This window comes from Rubrivirga sp. (assembly GCF_965213695.1).
GTDB lineage: Bacteria > Bacteroidota > Rhodothermia > Rhodothermales > Rubricoccaceae > Rubrivirga.
The window spans coordinates 3453264-3472340 of the sequence record NZ_OZ243912.1 but is presented as its reverse complement, the minus strand read 5'-3'; the positions used below and the strand labels follow the sequence as shown (position 1 = coordinate 3472340).

The following is a 19077-nucleotide window of genomic DNA, read 5'->3' as shown; positions in this document are numbered from 1 at the left end:
CCAACCTCACGCACCGTCCCCGCCGTGTCGTCCCAGCGCCGGAAGTGGCGCGCCGACGTCGGCATCGGAACGGCGGGCCCCGTCGCCGCCCGCCTGGGCGAGGGCTCGGCGGAACGCCGTCGGCGTCATCCCGACGTGGCGCTTGAACGCGCGGTGGAACGCCGACTTCGAGCTGAACCCGGCCGCGTACAGCACCTCGAGCACGGTCGCCCCCGGGTCGGCGCGGAAAAGCCGCTGGGCCTCGGCCACGCGCTGCGCGCCGACGACCCGGTGGAAGCCGTCGCCGACCGGCCCGTTGAGCACGCGCGAGACGTCGCGCGTCGGCTCGCGGAGCCGGTCGGCCAGCGTCTCGACGGTCAGGTCGGGGTCGAACCAGACGCGGTCGCGGTCGAGCAGCTCGCGGACCCGGTCGGCCAGGGCCGCGTCGGCGGCGGCCTGCGCCGGGTCGACCTCGGCCGACGGCTCGGGCGGCGCCGGCGGGTCGACGAGCGGGACGGGCGCCGCCAGCAACACGGCCGGCAACTGGCGCACGCCCCACGCGCCGGCCCCGACCCCGAACGCGAGCAGCGACGCGACCGAGGCGACCTCGAACGCGCCGGCGCCCGCGACGTCGGCCAGGCCGAGCGCCCACGACAGCTGGCTGCACGCCCAGTGGACTCCGAACACGCCGACGACGGCCACGCCCGCCCGCTGCGCCCGCTCCGGCAACGCGCCCAGCGCTCGGCCCGCGACGACGAACGACCCGGCCGCGACGACGTTGAGCCCGACGAGATAAACAACCTGGGCACTCGTCCCGATGGCTCCGTTCACGGCGGCAACCACGCCGAGCCCGAGTCCCGCAACGGCGGCGGGGAGCACGGCTCGCGCGTCCGCCTGTTGGAGCGGCCCGCCCGACCGCGCCCGGACGACGGCGAGCGCCAGCAGTGGCGGCGACAGCGCGAACAGCGCCATCGCCCCGACGCCGGCCGGGACCGTCGCCACCCAGTCGACGTGGCCCCACGCCAGCCCGCGCGCCACCAAGAGCGTGTTGACGCCCAACATCGCCGCGAGCGCCCGCGTCGCCCCGGCGCGGCCGGCGGTCGCGAGGGCCCCGGCGGAGACCGCGAGCCCGAGGGCCGTGGCGAGGTAGAGCGCGTCGAGGGGAGACATCCGGAGGGCCGAGAGGGGACCCCCAGGATCGGCGAGGGGCCGGCGAGAGTCAAGGCCGACCGAGGCGCCCGCCTCGGGGACCCCCGGTGGCCGCTACCGCGCCGGCGAGTACTGGAGGCTGAACGTCGCGCCCTCCAGCGGCTCGCCCGGCCGGCGGTTCTCGGCGAACTGCATCATCCCGACCAGGCCACGGGTGAGGCCTCCCAAGACGCCGTCCGGCGTGTCCTCGACCATCTGTAAATCGGTCGTCCGTCCGTCCGGCAGCAGGGTGTAGCGGACGGTCGCCGTGCCCCCGACTGCGTTGTGGTTGTCGAGGATGCGGAGGACGTGGGCGTGCTGAGTCTGGACCAACTGCTCGTTCTCCAACAGGTTCAGGGCGGTGCCCCAGTGGGGGAGGCGTTGCCGAACCTCGCCGGGGCTCGGAAGGCGCTGGCCCCGGTCGACGCCGTCGCCGGGGGGCAGCCGGAACGTGATGGGCACGGCGAACCGGACCTTGACCGGCTGCCCCCCGTCGCGCCCCGGACGGAACGTCAGCCCCCGGACGGCCGCCAGCGCGGCCTCCGACAGGATCTCGTCCGGCGTCCGCAGGACCGTCGCGTCCTCGACGCGGCCTTGCTCGTTGACGACGAACTGGACCACGACCTGGCCCTCGATGCCGGCCTCGCGCGCGAGCGGCGGGTAGACCACGCGCTCCTGCAAGCCGGCCAGCCCGCCGATCAGCTCGGGCTGGACCTCGGCCACCTCGAAGATCTCGGGGTCGCCCGGACGGACCTCGCCCACGGGCGCCCGGCGCTCGGGACGGGCCGGCGCGTCGCCGATCCGGAACGTGACCGGCACCGCGAACCGGACGCGGACCGCCTCGCCGCCCTGACGGCCGGGCCGGAACCGCGCGTCCTGGACTGCCACTATCGCGGCCCGGTCCAGCCCGTCGTTGCCAGCCGACCGGATCACCTGGAGGTCGGTGACCTCGCCCTCGGTGCTCACGATAAACTGGAGGACGGCCGTCCCCTGGACGCCGGCCCGGTACTGGAGCTCGGGGTAGTCGAGCCTCTGCTGGATGCCTTCGAGCCCGCCGATCAGCTCGGGCATCTCGTCGACAATCTCGTAGACGTCGGTCGTGTCGAGCGCCGCGACGGCGCTGGGCACTGGGGCCGCCGCGGTCGCGGGGCGAGAGGCTGTTCCGACGGCGCCGACGACGACGGCTGCGGCGACGAGCAGGCCGGACAGGCGGCCGAGGTGCCCGAGTCGGCGGGCTCGGGTGGGGGAGAGGGGGCGGGTCATGGCGTCGATGCGGGTTTTGAGGGAGGAAGAGCCGCGCACGGTGCCCAGCGCCAGGGCCGGAGCCGGGAGGGCGGCGTAGGAAAAGAGCAGGTCGGCGTAGGCGCGGCGGCGGTCGGGGCACGTCGCCAAGACGGCCGCGTCGGCGGCCCGTTCGCGGTCGAGGTCGAGCCCGCGGCCCAGCGTCCAGGCCAGCGGGTGCGCGGCGAACACGGCCGTCACCAGCCGCTGGGCCGCGTGCCACGCATAGTCCGCCCGGCGGACGTGGGCCACCTCGTGGACGGCGGCCACGTCGAGGGCGTCGGCGTCGAGGCCGGGCGGGAGGGCGACGAGCGGAGCCCTCCATCCGACGGTGAACGGGGCCGCGCCCGCCGGTGCTTGGGCCGCGCGGACCGGGCGCACGACGCCTAGCCTCCGACGAGCCGCGTCGACGGCCGCGCGAGCGTCGGCCCCGCCCTCCGGCAGCCCCCGCCGCGTCCGGCCGACGGCGACGAGGGCCCGGCCGAACTGGACCAGCCGCACGAGCGCGAGTGCCAGCGCTCCGAGCACGGCCGCGCCCAGCGCCATATCGACCCCCGCCGGCCCGGCCGCGACGGCCGCGGGCTCGGGCGCCCCGACGGAGACCCCGGGCAGCCAGATCACGTCCGGCGTGAAGCTGGCGACGGCGACCGCGGCGTTCGGGGCGACCGCGCCCAGCGCGGCCGGCACGGCGACCGCCAGGGGGAGCGCCGCCAGCGTCGCCCCGCGCACGGGGAGCGCCAGGGCCGCCGACGCCCGGCCGACGCGGAGTGCGGCCTCGACCGCCAGCGCGACGGCCGTCCACGCGGCGACGGGGAGCCAGAGCGACGCGACGGAGGCGCGGCCGAGGTCGGCCAGGAGCGGCAGCAGCTCAGTCATCGGAGTCGGCCAGGCCGTCGATCAGGCGGCGGATCTCGGCCCGCTCGGTCTCGCTCAGCGTCTCGCGCTGGACGAGCGCCTGGACCAGGCTCGTCGTCGACCCGCCGAACACCTTGTCGAGGATGCCGCCGAGCACGCTCGCGCGGACCTCCTCGGGCGTCCGGGCGGCCGTGTAGACGTAGGCCGTGCCCTCGGCCTCGAACGTGAGGTAGCCCTTGTCGGCCAGGTTCTTGATGACGGTCATGACCGTGGTGTAGGCCACCTTGCGGCGGGCCGAGATCCGGTCGTGGACGTCCCGGGCCGTCGCGCGGTCGAGGGCCCAGACCTCGCGGAGGACCTCCATCTCGGTGCCGCCGAGGGGGGTGAGAGGGTTACGCATGGGGCGTTGGTGTTGGGTAGTACTAAGTATATAGTAGATGGCTCCGCTCCGCAAGCCCCCGGCTCAAAAAGGTCCGCTGGACCCGCTCGCGACGTGCGGCCGTCCGCCTCGGATGGGACCCAGGGCGACCGCACGCTCGAACGACGCCCCGGCACCGGCGGGCGGACCCCCCGTCCGCACGCCCCTCGCTCCGCTCAGCGGGCGCGCGGACTGTCCCCCTCGAAGGGCAGGGCCGCTACGTTCTTTGCCGACCACACAAACAACAGGTGTCATTGGCTGGCGCCGTCGCTTCGCGGTCCCGCGCACGCGGGGACCCATCCGCAGCGGCGCCTCAGCGAGCGGCCCCCTGTGGATCCCCGCGTGCGCGGGGATGACGGCCGTTCCGTTTAGGACTCTGACCCGTTTCGCAGGACGTAGCAGCCCTGCCCCTTGGACGGGGACGCTGCGTAGCGTCGGCGGAGCCAGTGTTCCGAGCCTGGGAGTCCTTCGGCTCGGCTCAGGGCGGGCTCCGCGACCGGGAGGGGAGCGGGGGGTCTGCGCCGGACCGTGCGCTCGCCCTGGGATGTGACCGATCCGAGAGACTTTCGGGCGAGGGCGGGCGCTAGCTTGCTCGCTCGTCCCTTCCCGCCCGTGCTCCGGCGCCGCCGACCCGACCGTACCAACGACGAGTGGCTGGCCGACCTCGCCGCCGAGGGGCCCGCGCTCGACGCGGCCCTGCGCGACTTGCGCCCGGTCCTGCTCCGGGCCCTCCACGTGACGCTGGCGCCGCGCGTCGACCGGGGCGCCGACGCGCTGGCGCAAGACCTGGTCCAGGACGCCCTGTTGCAGGTCCGCGACCGGGCCGGCCAGTTCCGCGGCGACGCCCGGTTCACGACGTGGGCCCAGAAGGTGGCCGTCCACCTCGCCTTCAGCGAGCTCCGCCGGAAGCGGTGGGAGGACGTCCCGCTCGACGCCGTCGTCGCCGACCCGCCCTCGGCCCCGGAGCCTGCCGCCGACGTGGCGATGGCCAACGCCGAGGCCGTCGCGCTCGTCCGCCAGCTCATCGCTGGCGAGCTCACCGAGCGCCAGTCGACGGCGCTCACGGCCGTCTTGAACGGGATGCCGATGGACGAGGTGGCCCGCCGGCTCGACACGAACCGGAACGCGCTCTACAAGCTCCTCCACGACGCCCGCCTCCGGCTTCGGAAGGCGTTCGAGGCGCGTGGCCTGACGCCGGACGACCTGCTCGACGAGCCCGCGTGACGCGGCCGTAAGCCGCGCCGCCGTCCCGGCGTCTACGCCCCGCCATGACCCTCACGCCCGACGTCCTCCGCCTGCTCGTCGCCAAGGCGCTCGCCTCGCGGGCCGACGAGATGACGTGCGGCGAGTGCGACGCCCGGGTCGACCGGTTCGCCGAGATGACGCTGGCCGGGAAGGACGCGCGCGAGGCGCTCCCGCTCGTCGAGGAGCACCTCAGCGGGTGCCCCGGCTGCCGGGAGGAGTTCGAGGCGCTGATGGACGTGCTCCGGGCGGCCGAGCGCGAGGGGCGCCCGTGGTGGCGCCGGCTCCTCGGGACCGGCCGGCGTCCTTGAAGCCCGCCGCGCATCCGGTTGGGGAACAGCGAGATCGGCGCGGGGTACCGCCCGGGTTCTCCCCCGCGACCGTGGCTCACCCCGACTCGCCGGAGGCCCCGTCGCCTCTCGATGACCTCGCGCTCCTGACCCTGGTGGTCGCCCACGGCACCGACGCCGACCTCGACCCCCGCGAGACCCGCGTGCTGGTCCGCCAGCTCGACGCGCTCTCGGACGTGTTCGACGACGCTCACAGCGGGGCGGACCTGAGCGACCTGGTCGAGAACGCCGTCGAGGCGTACGGCCGGCTCAGCGTCCGCGGTCTGGACGACGTCGTGGCCCGGCTCCGCGACACGCTCGACACGGCCCTGCTCGCGCGTGCCCACGCCGCCCTGGTCGAGGTCGCCGACGCCGACGGCGTGGTCCACACGATGGAGAAGACGTTCCTGCGGCACCTCGCCCAGGCCTGGAGGCTGTGAGGGCTCGCTCCGCTCGCGGAGATGGGAACGGGGAAACGGGAAATGGCGGAGGGCGGCGGCGTGGGCGGTCCGTCGACAACTCGGGGAGCCGGGGTTGGCGCGGAGGTCCCGGGGTGGCCACCTTCCGTCCCCCGTCCCCCGTCCCCCGTCCCCCGTCCCCCGTCCCCCGTCCCCGTGACTGACCGCCGCCGCTTTCTCGCCTCCGCCGGGCTGTTCGCCGCAGGCGCCGCGTGGCCCGCTTCCGCGTTGCCGGCCCCGCTCGACGCCCACCGGCTCGGGCCCGGCGCGCCCCCCGCCGACGGGCTCCGCCCCGACCTGACCGTCGCCGACCTGGCGTGCGCCGAGGCCGTCCAGGGCTTGGCGTTCTCCGACGCCGACCGCGCGCTGATGCTCGACGACGTCGCCGAGCGGCTCGACAGCCTGGCCGCCATCCGCGATGCCGAGCCGCCGAACGGCGTCCCGCCCGCGCTCGTGCTCGACCTCGGCCTGAGCGGGCGCGAGCGGCCCGGACCGGGCCCCGGTGCCGTCGTCCCGAGGCCCGCGCTCACCGCGCGTCCGGCCGACGACCGCGACCTCGCCTTCGCCTCGATCCCCGAGCTGGGCGCGCTCTTGCGGAGCGGCGCCGTCACGAGCGTCGGCTTGACCGAGCTGTTCCTGGGCCGGCTCCGCCAGTTCGACCCGGTGTTGCAGGCCGTCGTCACGCTCACGACCGACCGGGCGCTCGATACGGCGCGGGCGCGGGACCGCGAGCTGGCGGCGGGCGTCGACCGGGGGCCGCTCCACGGGATCCCGTACGGGGCCAAGGACCTGCTCGCGGCCCGTAGCGCGCCGACGACCTGGGGCGCCGAGCCGTACCGCGAGCAGGTCCTCGATGAGGACGCCGTCGTCGTCCGGCGGCTGGAAGAAGCGGGCGCCGTGCTCGTGGCCAAGCTGACCCTCGGTGCGCTGGCCTGGGGCGACGTGTGGTTCGGGGGGACGACGAAGAACCCCTGGAACCCCGACCAGGGCGCGTCCGGGTCGAGCGCCGGGCCGGGCGCGGCCGTCGCCGCCGGCCTGGTCCCGTTCGCCATCGGGAGCGAGACGCTGGGCTCGATCGTGTCGCCGTCGACCCGGAACGGGGTGACCGGCCTCCGCCCGACGTTCGGCCGCGTCCCGACGACCGGCGCGATGGCGCTGTCGTGGAGCATGGACAAGCTGGGCCCCATGACGCGGAGCGCCGTCGACGCCGCGCTCGTGTTCGACGCGATCCGCGGGCCCGAGACCGGTGAGGACGCCGCGTTCCCGTTCCGCCCCGACTCGCCGCTCGCCGACCTCCGCGTCGGCGTCGTCCCGCCCGAGGGCGACGACGCCGGAGTCCAAGCCGACCGTGAGACGCTCGCCGTCCTGTCCCGGCTCGGCGTCCGCCCGGTCGAGGTGGCGTGGCCGGACCGTCTCCCGGTCGGCGCGCTCCGGCTCATCCTGGAGGCCGAGGCGGCGGCGGCGTTCGACGGGCTCACGCGGTCGCGCGGGACCGACCGGCTGGTTCGCCAGGAGCGGAACGCCTGGCCCAACGTGTTCCGCCACGCCCGGTTCATCCCGGCCGTCGAGTACATCAACGCCAACCGGATCCGGACCCAGTTGATGCGGGCCATGACGGACCTGATGGACCGGGTCGACGTGCTCGTCACGCCCAGCTTCAACGACGGCCTGCTCATCACGAACCTGACGGGCCACCCGGCCGTCGCCATCCCCAACGCGCTCTTGCCGGTCGACGGATTCCCGGACCGGCGGCAGCCCCACTCGATCACGTTCGTCGCGCCGCTGTGGCACGAGCACCACGCGCTCCGGCTGGCGCACGCCGTCCAAGAGGCGACCGACCACCACCGACAGCGCCCCCCCGTCGGTTGAGTCTGATCGTTGTCTGAGGAAACCGGTCAGAACCGGCGCCTATCGCCCGGAATGGAAGGGTCGGAGGATTCAAAGGGTCGCGATGTCCAGCGACGGGGACTTTTGTGCGACTCTGTCGGTCGTACACGATCCCTGGCTCCCCTCCGACATGCGCGCTCTCCTGGCAGGACTGCTCATCGGTCTCGGCCTTCTAATTCAGGCCTTCAGCTCTCCCGACGCTCAGTCGGCATCGCAGGCGGACGTGCCTGCGGAGTCTCCTCCGCTCGTGAGGCTCACCAACGTCTGAGCCGTCTCGTCTGAGCCGATCGCGAGGAGGGAAGGGCCGGCCGCGTGGTGCGTGGGCACCCGGGTGTGACTTCGACCGTACGGGGAGGCCTCCCCGGTCCGTGTCGTGACCCCGCTCTCCCGCTCGTTCTTCGCCCGCTCTGCGCTCCAGGTCGCCCACGACCTGCTCGGCGCCCACCTCGTCTACGAGTCGCCCGAGGACGGGCGGCTGGCGGGCCGGATCGTCGAGACCGAGGCGTACCTCGCCGATGACCCGGCCATGCACGGGTGGAAGGCCACGTTCGGCGACGACGGGCGCGTGATGCGGAAGGGCCGCGCGGCCGGCCTGTTCGCCGCGCCCGGGACGGCCTACGTGTACAAGGTGTACTACACCCACTGGCTCTTGAACGTGGTGACGGAGCCCGAGGGCGAGGCGGGCGCCGTCCTGGTCCGGGCCGTCGAGCCCATCGAGGGCGAGGAGGCGATGGCGGCCAACCGGCCCGCGTCCGTCCGCCGCCGGCGTGACCTGACGAACGGGCCGGGCAAGCTGACCCAGGCGTTCGGCATCGCCGAGGCGCCCGACGCCACGCGGAGCCGGTTCCACGGGGCCGACCTCACGACGCCGCCCCTCTTCCTGGCCGAGGGCACGCCGGTCGCCGACGACGCGGTCGAGACGACGAGCCGGATCGGGCTCTCGCGGGGGATCGACCTCGACTACCGGTTCCTCGTCGCGGGCCACCCGTTCGTGTCGCCGGGCGAGCCGAGCGACGTCCGCGTGGCCCGGAAGACGAAGCGGGGCTAGAGCGTCGCGCGCCGGTCCCGGAGCCCCGGACGGGGAGGCCGGAGCCGTGGCCGTAGGCGCCGCGTTGGCGCGGCCCCTCCGCCCCGCTCCGTGGCCCCGATCCGCGCCCGCACCCTCGCCGTCTGGGACGACGTCCGCTCCAGCTACTGGTTCATCCCGTCGCTCATGACGCTGGGCGCCGCCGCGCTCTCGGTCGTGATGATCGGGGTCGACGCCCGGGCGGGGCCCGGCTGGATCGAGGACGTCCCGTTCCTGTTCGGGAACCAGCCCGACGGCGCCCGCGCGGTCCTGTCCACGATCGCCGGGTCGATGGTCGGCGTGGCCGGCGTGACGTTCTCGATCACGATCGCGAGCGTGGTCTACGCGAGCGGCCAGTACGGCCCGCGGCTGCTGACCAACTTCATGGACGACCGCGGCAACCAGGTCACGCTCGGCACCTTCATCGCCACGTTCCTCTACTGCCTCCTGGTCCTGCGGACGATCCGGTCGGCCGGGGAAGGCGACGCGCCCGGGCTCGCGGTCGCGTTCGTGCCCCACGCGGCGGTCCTGACCGGGCTCGCGCTGGCCGTCGCCTCGGTGGGCGTGCTGATCTTCTTTATCCACCACGTGCCCGAGAGCATCCACATCTCGAACCTGGTGGCCGGCGTCGGCCGCGACCTCCGGGACAAGATCGACGCCCTGTTCCCCCAGCGGATCGGGGAGGGCGCGACGACGCGCCAGGCCGAGCGCGACCCCGACGCCGTGACCGAGGTGCCCGACGGGTTCACCCGCGACGCCCTCCGCGTCCGCGCCGACGGGACGGGCTACCTCACCGGGATCGACGCCGAGGCGCTGCTCGCGCTCGCGACGGACCACGACCTGGTCCTCCGCATCCGCCACCGCCCCGGCGACTTCGTGGCCGAGGGCGACGCGCTCGCGCTGGCCTGGCCGCCCGACCGCGTGGGCGACTCGGCGTGTGACGAGCTCCGGACGGCGTTCGCGTGGGGCCGCCAGCGGACGGCGCGGCAGGACGTCCGCTTCCTGGTCAACGAGCTCGTCGAGATCGCGGCCCGGGCCCTGTCGCCCGGCGTCAACGACCCGTTCACGGCCATCTCGTGCCTCGACTGGCTCGCCGCCGCGCTCAAGGACCTCGCCGACCGGGACTTCCCCGAGGCCCAGCGGTTCGACCACGACGGCCGGCTCCGCGTCGTCGCGTTCCCCACCACGTTCGACGAGTTCGTCGCGGCCGTCTACGGCCAGCTCCGGCCGTACCTCGCGGCCGACCGGAACGCGGCGCTCCACGCGCTCAAGACCATCGGCGAGGTGGCCGGCCGGGCCACCGACGACGGCCAGCGCGCGGTCTTGCGCCACCAGGCCGACGCGCTCCTCGAAGGGGCCGAGTCCCAGCTCGGGGTGGAGGCCGACCGCCAAGCCGTCCGCCAGAGGCATCGCGAGGTCGGTCGCCTGCTCTCGGGCCGCGTCGACTACGAGACGATGGCGGCCCAGACGGAGTGGGCCGGGGGAACGGCCTGACGCCCGTGGCCTCGACCTAGAAGCAGCCCTCGACGTAGGCGATGCTCGGGCCGCCGGCGCGGATCGCCGCGACCCTCCCGCCCAGGTCGGTCTCGTAGCGGAGCCCCCGCGACCCGGGGCCGCCGTCGCCGGCGCGCCAGACGGTGACGTATTCGGCCGGCGCGTCGAGGTACTTGTGAGGGGACACGTCGGCGGCGTCGCCGTAGGCCACCTTGACGGAAGAGGCCCCGGACCCGACGCCGAACCCGGCGTCGGTCCGCAGGCCCGAGCCGGCGAGGACGGAGACGCGCGTCAGGACGCCGTCCTCGACCATGACGAGCAGGCCCTCGGGCGCCCGGCTCGGGCGGAACTCGTCGCACGCCGCCGGGTCGGGCCCGCCGACGGCGTCGGGGGTCTCGTCGTCGCCGAGCGCGGCCACGACCTCGGCCCGCGTCATCCCGATCTGGAGCGGGCCCCAACCGTCGGCCGTGACCGGCGTGGCCCGGGTCGCCGCGACGGTCGCGGGCGTCTCGGCAACGTCCGGTGACTCGTCGGCGCACGCGGCCAGGAGGAGGGCGGCGACGAGGAGGGCGCGCATGGGACCGTGAGGCGGAAGCCGCCGCTGGTAAGGGGGCGTCACTCGCCCGGGATACCGGGCTCGGTCATGCTCCGGACGTCGAGGACTTCGTCGACGTGGTCGGCCGGGATCAGGTCCATCTCCAGGAGCACGTCGCGGACCGACCGGCCCTCCTTCGCGCTCTTCTTGGCGACGGTGCTCGCGGCGTCGTAGCCGATCTCGGCGTTGAGCGCCGTCGCGATGGACGGGTTCTTCTCGAGCAGCTCGCGCGCCCGCTCGCGGTTCGCCGTGATCCCCTCCAGGCACCGCTCGCGGAAGGCGTCGAGCACGCCCGACAGCGCCTCGATGGACTCGAGCATCGCGTGGGCCATCACCGGCATCATCACGTTGAGCTCGAAGTTGCCGTGCTGACCGCCGACCGTGACCGTGACCGCGTTGCCCATCACGCGCGCGGCCACCATCATCATGGCCTCCGACATCACGGGGTTCACCTTGCCCGGCATGATCGACGAGCCCGGCTGGATGGCCGGGAGCTGGATCTCGCTCAGGCCGGACGTCGGGCCGGACGACAGGTGGCGGATGTCGTTGGCGATCTTCATCAGCGACACGGCGACCGTGTTGAGCGCGCCGGCCGCCGAGACGTAGGCGTCCTTGGCGGCCTGGGCCTCGAAGTGGTTCTCGGCCTCGCGGAAGCTCACGCCCGTGATCTCGGAGATCTCGGCGATGGCGGCCTGCGGGAACGCCTCCGGCCGGTTGATCCCGGTCCCGACGGCCGTCCCGCCCAAGGCGACCTCGGCCAGCTCCTCGCTCGCCCGCTCGACGCGCTGGATCCCCTTGCGGACCTGGGCCGCGTACCCGCCGAACTCCTGCCCCAAGCGGACCGGCGTGGCGTCCATCAGGTGCGTCCGCCCCGACTTCAGCACGTCGTCGAACTCGTCCGCTTTGGCCTCGAGCGCCGTCGCGAACCGGTCGAGCGCCGGCAGCAGGTCGTGCGCCAGGGCCACGCGCGCGGCCACGTGCATGGCCGTCGGGATCACGTCGTTCGACGACTGGCCCATGTTGACGTCGTCGTTGGGGTGGACCCCCTTCGACCCGAGGTCGCCGCCCAGCGCGCGCGTGGCCACGTTCGCGATCACCTCGTTGGCGTTCATGTTCGTCGACGTGCCCGAGCCTGTCTGAAAGATGTCGAGCACGAACTGGCCGTCGAGGTCGCCGGCTCGGACCTGGAGCGCGGCGGCGTCGATGGCGTCGGCCGTCTCGGGCGCGAGCAGGCCGAGCTGTTTGTTGGCCCGCGCCGCGGCGGCCTTGACGGTCCCGAGCGCCTCGATAAACCGACGGGAAAAGCGGAGCGACGAGACGGGGAAGTTCTCTCGCGCGCGCTGGGTCTGGGCGCCGTAGAGCGCGTCGGCAGGGACGCGGACCTCGCCGAGCGAGTCGGTTTCGATGCGGACGTCGGGCATGGGCGGAGTGGACTCGTGGGGGAGTGGACGGGTGGGGAGAACGTACCGGAGAGGGCGGAAGCGGTTCGGGGGATCTCGGCGAACTTGGCGCCCCCGTCTCCGTCCACCCTCTTTCTGAAGGCTATCGCAACCCCCCTCTCCGTCATCCTGCGCGGAGCGAAGGATCTCGGCGCCGACTCTCAGCCCATAGGAAACGGTGCCGACGGGCTCGATGCCCCATGCTGAGATCCTTCGCTCCGCTCAGGATGACACGGGTGGAGGGGGAGGACGTCCGACGGTCGAGTACGCGATGGCCTCGCCCCCTTCCTGCCCTCGTTCCCACGTGCCCACGAGTCCACCCGTCTACGAGTCCACGTTGTTCACGACCGTCGCCGCCATGCAGGCCGAGGCGGACGCGGCGCGCGCGGCCGGCCGCCGGCTGGCGCTCGTCCCGACGCTGGGCGCCCTCCACGCCGGCCACCTCGCCTTGGTCCGGGAGGCCCGCGACCGCGTCGGGCCCGGCGGCCACGTGACGGTCTCCATCTTCGTCAACCCGACCCAGTTCGGGCCCGGCGAGGACTTCGAGGCCTACCCCCGGACGCTCGACGCCGACCGCGACGCGCTCGACGAGACCGGCACGGTCGACGCCGTGTTTGTGCCGACGGTCGAGGCGATGTACCCGTTCGGGCTCCCGCCGTTCGCGACGGTCGCCGTCCGCGACCTCGACCGGCACCTCTGCGGGGCCCACCGGCCGGGCCACTTCGCCGGCGTCACGACGGTCGTGGCCCGGCTGTTCCTGGCGTGCCGGCCGCACCTCGCCGTGTTCGGCCAGAAGGACGCCCAACAGCTCGCCATCCTGCGCCGGATGACGGCCGACCTCGGGTTCGGCATCGAGCTCGTCGGCCACCCCATCGTCCGCGAGGCCGACGGGCTGGCGTTGTCGTCGCGGAACGCCTATCTGTCGGCCCAAGAGCGGGCCCAGGCCGTCGTCCTGTCCCAGGCGCTCCGGGCGGCCCAAGCGGCCGTGGCCCGGGGCGAGCGGGACCCGGCCGTGCTCGCGAGGGCGATGGAGGCGCAGGTCGCCACGGCGCCGCTCGCGCGCGTCCAGTACGTCGAGGTCGTCGACGCGGAGACGCTCCAGCCCGTCGAAGCTCTCTCGGAGGGCGGCCCGTCCGGCGGCCGGTACCTTGCCGCCCTCGCCGTCTTTTTCGGCGCCACCCGACTCATCGACAACGTCACGCTTCGCGTGGGGGAACAGGCATGAGGCGTGGGGCGAGGGGCGTCCGCTCTCGCCTCGCGCCCCGTCCCCCGTCCCCCACGCCCCCGATCCCATGACGATCACGCTGTTCAAGGGCAAGCTCCACCGGCTCACCGTCACCGAGGCCGCGCTCCACTACGAGGGCTCGATCACGCTCGACCGCGAGCTGATGGAGGCGGCCACCCTGTTGCCCTACGAGCGGGTCCAGGTCGTCAACGTCAACAACGGGGCGCGGCTCGAGACCTACACGATCCCGGCCCCGGCGGGGAGCCGGACGGTCTGCCTCAACGGCCCCGCCGCCCGCTTGTGCGCCCCCGGCGACCTGGTCGTGGTCATGGCCTACGCCGACCTGACGCCCCAGGAGGCCGAGACCCACAAACCGCGCGTGGTCCTGGTGGACAACGACAACAACCCGACCGACATCTTCGACCTCGACGGCGCCGACGTCTCGGACCCGACGATGCCGGTGGTCACGAACGCCGTTGAGGCGAGCGACATCTGGGGGCCCCGCCTGGGCCACCCCGTCCGGACGCGGGCCAGCGACGGCCACCGGCGCCGGTGATCGAGCGGGACTTCGTCCTCCGCCAGGTCTCGCAGCTGGCCCAGGCGCTGGCCATCGTCCTGGGACGCCGTCGTGAGGGCGACCTCGAGGGGGCCGAGCTCGTGCTGGCCGAGGGGCTCGTCGGCGCGACCGGCCTCGGCCTCGATGAGCTCCGCGCGATGAGCCGGGCCGAGGTCGAGGCGCTGACGTCGGAGGACGGGCTGGCCTCGGCCGAGAAGGCCGTCGCGCTGGCCGACCTGCTCCGCGAAGACGACGACGCGGACAGCCGGCGCCGGGCGCGGTGGCTCTACGAGCAGGCCGTCCGCGTGGGCGGCCCGGTCCCGTTCGACGTGGACGCCCGGATCGCCGCGCTTCCCGGCTGATGCGGGATCTCAGGAAAAGCTGCTTACCCCCCAGCGATGTCTCCTCTCCCGCTGGGAGAGGGACAGGGTGAGGGCAGGCCGGTCACGGCGCGCGCGCTAGGCGTCGATCACGTCGGCCCCGTTCTGGACGATCTCGCTCTCCGAAAAGAAGTAGCGGCCCTCCTTGACCCCGTTCTCGGCCGAGTCCGAGCCGTGGACGGCGTTCTCGCCCATCGACGTCGCGAACTGCTTGCGGATCGTGCCCTCGGCGGCGTCGGCCGGGTTCGTCGCGCCGATGGTCTCGCGCCACCGGGCCACGGCGTCGTCGCGCTCGAGGACGAGCGGGACGCACGGGCCCGACGACATGAACTCGGTGAGCTCGCCGAAGAACGGCCGCTCGGCGTGGACGGCGTAGAACCCCTCGGCCTGGGCCCGGGTCAGCGTGACGAGCGTCATCGCGCGGACGGCGAAGCCCTCGGACAGGATGCGGTCGAGGATCTTGCCGGCGTGGCCGGCGGCGACGGCGTCGGGCTTGATGATGGCGAGCGTGCGCTCCATGGTCGGTCGGGTCGGTGGTGAGGAGCCTCAATCAACCGCCGGCCCGGGGCCGAGACCGCGAAACGCGAGGGAAGAGGGCCGCCGCAGGGCGACCTAGCCCCGGACCCCCCGCTTTCCGGCCGGTCGCTGGGCGGGCATCCGCCCGCCTGCTCCCAGGCTCGGAACGCTGTCCCCCTGACTCAGGGGGACCGTCTGAGCGCCCGCTGAGCGAAGCGATGGGCGCTCGGACGGGGGGTCCGGGCCGGAGATCAGGAGCATGCGGTCGCCCTGAGGGCCGCCGGGCCCGGCCGGTCCGCGCGCCGGACGGCTCTAGCTTCCGCCCGCTCCGCCCCTCGTCCGTGCCCGTCCGCCTCGCCGTCTCGCGCCTCCACTACGCCTGGACGCTGGCGTGGTGCGCCGTGGTCTCGGCAGTCCTGATCGGGCCCGGCCTCGTGTACTACCGCCTCCGTCCGACGAGCCGACGGTTCTGGCAGTGGATGCGGGTCTGGTCGCGGTCCGTCCTCGGCGGCGCCGGCCTCCGGGTCGTGAGCACCGGTCGAGCGCCGGCCGGCCCGGCCGTGTTCGTCGCGAACCACCAGGCCATGCTCGACATCCCCGCGCTGTTCTTGGGGATCGGCCAGCCGTTCGTGTTCGTGGCCCGGTCCGAGCTCCGGCGGATCCCGCTCGTCGGGACCGTGCTGACGGCGACGCGGTGTGTGTACCTCGACCGGGCGGACGCCGGCCCCGCTCTCGCCGAGGCCGCCCGCCGGGTCGCCGAGGGCGACGCCATCGTCTTCTTCCCCGAGGGGACGCGGAGCTACGGCCGGGGCGTCGGCCGTTTCCGCACCGGCGCGTTCCGGCTGGCGATCCAGGCCGGCGTGCCCGTCGTCCCCATCGCCATCGACGGGAGCCCGGGCGTGCTCAACGAGCGGGCGCGGACGGCCCGGCCGGGCGCCGTCACCGTCCGCGTGGGCGCCCCGCTCCGCCCGCTCCCCGGCGAGGACGCCCGCGCCTTCGCGGCTCGGGCCCGCGCCGACGTCCTCCGCCTCCTCTCGGCCTAGCCATGCGCCTCGCCCTCGTCCAGCAGCCGGCCACCGACGACCTCGACGACAACCTCGCCCGGGGCCTGGCCGCCTTCGACCGCGCCGCCGACGCCGGGGCCGACCTGGTGGCCTACGCCGAGCTCGCGTTCTCGCCCTTCTACCCCCAGCGCCACGCCACGCCCGAGCGGCTCGCCCGATCCGAGCCGATCCCCGGGCCGACCGTCGAGGCGTTCCAGGCGCGCTGCGCCGACCGCGGCGTCGTCGCCGTGCTCAACCTGTTCGAGCGCGACGGGGACCGGACGTTCGACACGTCGCCGGTCATCGACGCCGACGGGACGCTGTTGGGGCGGACGCGGATGGTCCACATCACGGACTATGAGGCGTTCCACGAGCAGGGCTACTACGCGCCCGGCGACACGGGCCTGCCGGTCTACGACACGGCCGCGGGCCGGGTCGGCGTCGCCATCTGCTACGACCGGCACTACCCCGAGGTCATGCGCGCGCTCGCGCTCGACGGGGCCGAGGTGGTCGTGGTGCCCCAGGCCGGCGCCGTCGGCGAGTGGCCGGAGGGGCTGTACCACGCCGAGATGCAGGTGGCCGCGTTCCAGAACGGCTACGTCACGGCCCTCGTCAACCGGGTCGGGCCGGAGGAGCGGCTGACGTTCGCTGGCGAGAGCTTCGTCTGCACGCCCGACGGCCGCGTCGTCGCCCAGGCCGGAGGCGCCGAAGAAGTGCTGCTCGCGGACGTCGACCTCGCCGATGTCGCCCGGTCCCACGCCCGCCGCCTGTTCCTCCGCCACCGCCGCCCGGACCTCTACGCCGCCTGGCTGGCGCGGTGAGGGATGGGGCGCGGCCGTGGATTCCGGGCAACCCGCGACCTGTCGAGGTCGCCAGCGCCGAGCCTCACCGCTCACCGCCGGGCCGTAGACTCTCGCCATGACTCCGCGCCCCGACCCGCCGCTCCCGGCCGATGGCTGAGCCCGTCCGCGTCGCCATGTGGAGCGGGCCGCGAAACCTCTCGACGGCGCTGATGCGGTCGTGGGGCAGCCGCCCGGACACGGCCGTCGTCGACGAGCCGCTCTACGCGGTCTACCTCTCGGCGACCGGCCTCGACCACCCCGGCCGCGACGCCGTGCTGGCCTCCCAGCCAACCGACTGGCGCGAGGTGGCGGCGGCGCTCTCGGGCCCGGTGCCGGGCGGGGCGCCGGTGTGGGTCCAGAAGCAGATGGCCCACCACCTGCTGCCCCACGTCGGCCGCGCGTGGCTCGACGCGCCGTCGTTCCGGCACGCCTTCCTGATCCGCGACCCTGCCGCCGTCGTCGTGTCGCTCGACCGGGTCACGCCCGGCCCGGCGCTCGACGACACCGGCCTGCCCCAGCAGGTCGAGCTCTTCGAGCGGATGGCCGACCGCGACGGCGTCGCCCCGCCGGTCATCGACACGGCCGACCTGCTCCGCGACCCCCGGGGCGTCCTGAGTGCCCTGTGCGCTGCCCTCGGCCTCCCCTTCGACCCGGCGATGCTGGCGTGGGCGCCCGGCCCGCGCGCCACCGACGGCGTCTGGGCCGAGCACTGGTACGGCTCGGTCTGGGCGTCGACCACGTTCGGCCCGCCCCGCGACGAGGCGCCCGACGTGCCGGACCGGCTGCGCCCCCTCGTCGAGGCGTGCCGGCCGCTGTACGACCGGCTCGCGGCGGAGCGGTTGCGGACCGGGGACCGGGGACCGAAGACCGGGGGGTGAGTATCCTCGCGCATGGCGTTCAAGTTCGAAAAGCTGGAAGTCTGGGAGGGAGCGCTCGACTATGCCGACCGCGTCGAGGCGATTGCAACAGCGCTTCCGAACCACGAGCGGTTCAACCTCTCCGATCAGATCCGGCGAGCGGCGACCAGCGTCGCGCTCAACATCGCTGAGGGCTCGACGGGCCAGTCCGATGCGGAGCAGGCCCGCTTCCTCGGCTACGCACAGCGCTCGCTCATCGAGACGGTCGCCTGCCTCCACCTGATCCGACGGAGAGGGCACCTCGCCGACCCCCAGCCCCTGCGCAACGCATACCGACAGGCGGAGGTTCTCCTTCGCCAACTCGTCGCCTTCCGGCGCTCACTCGGCGCGACCGTGCGAGAGGACTTGGTCAGCTACGACCTCCCGCCCCCATTCTGACCTCCCCCCGTCCTCGGTCCCCGGTCCTCCGTCGCCGTCCCCGGTCACCCGCCCCCCATGCTCCAGCAGTTCGACCCCCGCAACGCCGACCTCCAGATCCACATCGGCGGGCGCCTGGTCCACCGCAACCACGCGGGCGTGTCGCCGTTCGACTCGCTCGTGCAGGGCGGCGACGGCGTGTGGGAGGGCCTCCGGCTCTACGACGGGCGGATCTTCCGGCTGACCGAGCACCTCGACCGGCTCGTCGACTCGGCCAAGGCCCTCGCCATCGCCGGCGTCCCGCCGCGCGACGAGATCGTGGCCGCGATCCGCGAGACGCTCGAGGCGAACGGGATGCGCGACGGCGTCCACATCCGGCTGACGCTGTCGCGCGGGACCAAGATCACGTCGGGCATGGACCCCCGGCTCAACCAGTCCGGCCCGACGCTCATCGTGCTCGCCGAGTGGAAGGCGCCCGTCTACGGCCGCGACGGGCTGGCGCTCCAGACGTCGTCCGTCCGCCGCCCGCCGCCCGACGTGATGGACCCCAAGGTCCACTCGAACAACCTGCTCCCGTCGATCCTGGCCAAGATCGAGGCGACCGCCGCCGGCGCCGACGCGGCGCTGCTCCTCGACCGCGACGGGTTCCTCGCCGAGTGCAACGGGACCCACGTCTTCCTGGTCCGCCGGGGCGAGGTCCTGACGTCCCACGCCGACGCCTGCCCCGAGGGGATCACGCGCCAGACGGTCCTGGACCTGTGCGCCGCGAACGAGATTCCGCACCGCGCCGCGCGGCTCTCGCTGGCCGAGGCCTACCGCGCCGACGAGATGTTCTGCACCGGCACGATGGGCGAGCTGGCGGCCGTCACGCGCTTGGACGGCCGGACGATCGGCGGCGGGGTGGTGGGGGAGATGACGAACCGGCTGACGGACCTGTTCACGGCCGAGGTCGCCGCGACCGGCGAGCGGGTGGTCGAGTGAGAGACTGTTTGGTGAAGCGGCCGGCGCTG

General features: G+C 74.2%; 20 protein-coding genes. 14 read left to right on the top strand and 6 right to left on the bottom strand.

The genetic code is table 11. The features are described from left to right. Positions 1–6 precede the first annotated feature (6 nt). From ACOOHE_RS15455 to ACOOHE_RS15445, 3 genes are all read right to left on the bottom strand, one after another. The gene (locus tag ACOOHE_RS15455) at positions 7–1149 is read right to left on the bottom strand and encodes a helix-turn-helix domain-containing protein (protein ID WP_420454978.1); all 1143 of its coding nucleotides are present in this window, start codon (positions 1147–1149) and stop codon (positions 7–9) included. Positions 1150–1242: 93 nt separating this feature from the next. After that, positions 1243–3324 (bottom strand): TonB family protein, encoded by a 2082-nt coding sequence (locus tag ACOOHE_RS15450; RefSeq protein WP_420454977.1) that lies wholly within the window; start codon positions 3322–3324, stop codon positions 1243–1245. Beyond that, complete coding sequence (locus ACOOHE_RS15445; RefSeq protein ID WP_420454976.1) at positions 3317–3703, bottom strand: BlaI/MecI/CopY family transcriptional regulator; 387 nt, start codon at positions 3701–3703, stop codon at positions 3317–3319. The genes ACOOHE_RS15450 and ACOOHE_RS15445 overlap by 8 nt, the downstream gene beginning before the upstream one ends. Before the next feature lie 630 nt (positions 3704–4333). Between ACOOHE_RS15445 and ACOOHE_RS15440 the strand changes: the two genes are divergently transcribed. The 6 genes from ACOOHE_RS15440 (at position 4334) to ACOOHE_RS15415 (ending at position 10197) form a co-directional block, all read left to right on the top strand. Further along, positions 4334–4945, top strand: a complete 612-nt coding sequence (locus tag ACOOHE_RS15440; protein WP_420454975.1) for an RNA polymerase sigma factor — start codon at positions 4334–4336, stop codon at positions 4943–4945. Positions 4946–4989: 44 nt separating this feature from the next. Then, positions 4990–5274: a hypothetical protein gene (locus ACOOHE_RS15435; protein WP_420454974.1), complete on the top strand. Its 285-nt coding sequence runs from the start codon at positions 4990–4992 to the stop codon at positions 5272–5274. Between the two features lie 71 nt (positions 5275–5345). Further along, on the top strand, positions 5346–5732 hold the full coding sequence (locus ACOOHE_RS15430) for a TerB family tellurite resistance protein (RefSeq protein WP_420454973.1): 387 nt from the start codon (positions 5346–5348) through the stop codon (positions 5730–5732). 174 nt (positions 5733–5906) lie between these two features. Then, positions 5907–7619, top strand: a complete 1713-nt coding sequence (locus tag ACOOHE_RS15425) for an amidase (protein WP_420454972.1) — start codon at positions 5907–5909, stop codon at positions 7617–7619. 391 nt (positions 7620–8010) lie between these two features. After that, positions 8011–8685: a DNA-3-methyladenine glycosylase gene (locus tag ACOOHE_RS15420; RefSeq protein ID WP_420454971.1), complete on the top strand. Its 675-nt coding sequence runs from the start codon at positions 8011–8013 to the stop codon at positions 8683–8685. 90 nt (positions 8686–8775) lie between these two features. Next, entirely contained in the window at positions 8776–10197 is a 1422-nt protein-coding gene (locus ACOOHE_RS15415) for a DUF2254 domain-containing protein (RefSeq protein WP_420454970.1), read from the top strand. Between the two features lie 16 nt (positions 10198–10213). On the opposite strand, the gene ACOOHE_RS15410 is transcribed toward ACOOHE_RS15415, so the two are convergent. Both ACOOHE_RS15410 and ACOOHE_RS15405 read right to left on the bottom strand, forming a co-directional pair. Then, positions 10214–10774: a hypothetical protein gene (locus ACOOHE_RS15410; RefSeq protein WP_420454969.1), complete on the bottom strand. Its 561-nt coding sequence runs from the start codon at positions 10772–10774 to the stop codon at positions 10214–10216. 38 nt (positions 10775–10812) lie between these two features. Continuing rightward, positions 10813–12213 carry a class II fumarate hydratase gene (locus ACOOHE_RS15405; RefSeq protein ID WP_420454968.1) on the bottom strand — a complete coding sequence of 467 codons (1401 nt, stop codon included), beginning with the start codon at positions 12211–12213 and terminating at the stop codon, positions 10813–10815. Between the two features lie 322 nt (positions 12214–12535). Between ACOOHE_RS15405 and panC the strand changes: the two genes are divergently transcribed. From panC to ACOOHE_RS15390, 3 genes are all read left to right on the top strand, one after another. Further along, positions 12536–13456, top strand: coding sequence for a pantoate--beta-alanine ligase (gene panC, locus ACOOHE_RS15400; RefSeq protein WP_420454967.1), 921 nt, complete (start codon positions 12536–12538; stop codon positions 13454–13456). Between the two features lie 67 nt (positions 13457–13523). Then, positions 13524–14012 (top strand): aspartate 1-decarboxylase, encoded by a 489-nt coding sequence (panD, locus tag ACOOHE_RS15395; RefSeq protein ID WP_420454966.1) that lies wholly within the window; start codon positions 13524–13526, stop codon positions 14010–14012. Beyond that, complete coding sequence (locus tag ACOOHE_RS15390) at positions 14009–14374, top strand: hypothetical protein (RefSeq protein ID WP_420454965.1); 366 nt, start codon at positions 14009–14011, stop codon at positions 14372–14374. Before panD ends, ACOOHE_RS15390 begins: the two co-directional genes overlap by 4 nt. Positions 14375–14470: 96 nt before the next feature. On the opposite strand, the gene ndk is transcribed toward ACOOHE_RS15390, so the two are convergent. Continuing rightward, complete coding sequence (ndk, locus tag ACOOHE_RS15385; RefSeq protein WP_420454964.1) at positions 14471–14911, bottom strand: nucleoside-diphosphate kinase; 441 nt, start codon at positions 14909–14911, stop codon at positions 14471–14473. 338 nt (positions 14912–15249) lie between these two features. Between ndk and ACOOHE_RS15380 the strand changes: the two genes are divergently transcribed. From ACOOHE_RS15380 to ACOOHE_RS15360, 5 genes are all read left to right on the top strand, one after another. Next, on the top strand, positions 15250–15951 hold the full coding sequence (locus ACOOHE_RS15380; RefSeq protein WP_420454963.1) for a lysophospholipid acyltransferase family protein: 702 nt from the start codon (positions 15250–15252) through the stop codon (positions 15949–15951). A 2-nt stretch (positions 15952–15953) separates the two neighbouring features. Next, entirely contained in the window at positions 15954–16772 is an 819-nt protein-coding gene (locus ACOOHE_RS15375; protein WP_420454962.1) for a carbon-nitrogen hydrolase family protein, read from the top strand. Between the two features lie 131 nt (positions 16773–16903). Then, a complete protein-coding gene (locus ACOOHE_RS15370; RefSeq protein ID WP_420454961.1) occupies positions 16904–17671 on the top strand; it encodes an HAD family hydrolase in 768 nt (255 codons plus the stop codon). Positions 17672–17683: 12 nt separating this feature from the next. Continuing rightward, complete coding sequence (locus tag ACOOHE_RS15365; RefSeq protein WP_420454960.1) at positions 17684–18088, top strand: four helix bundle protein; 405 nt, start codon at positions 17684–17686, stop codon at positions 18086–18088. A 57-nt stretch (positions 18089–18145) separates the two neighbouring features. Then, a complete protein-coding gene (locus tag ACOOHE_RS15360) occupies positions 18146–19048 on the top strand; it encodes an aminotransferase class IV (protein WP_420454959.1) in 903 nt (300 codons plus the stop codon). The last annotated feature ends 29 nt before the right edge of the window (positions 19049–19077 follow it).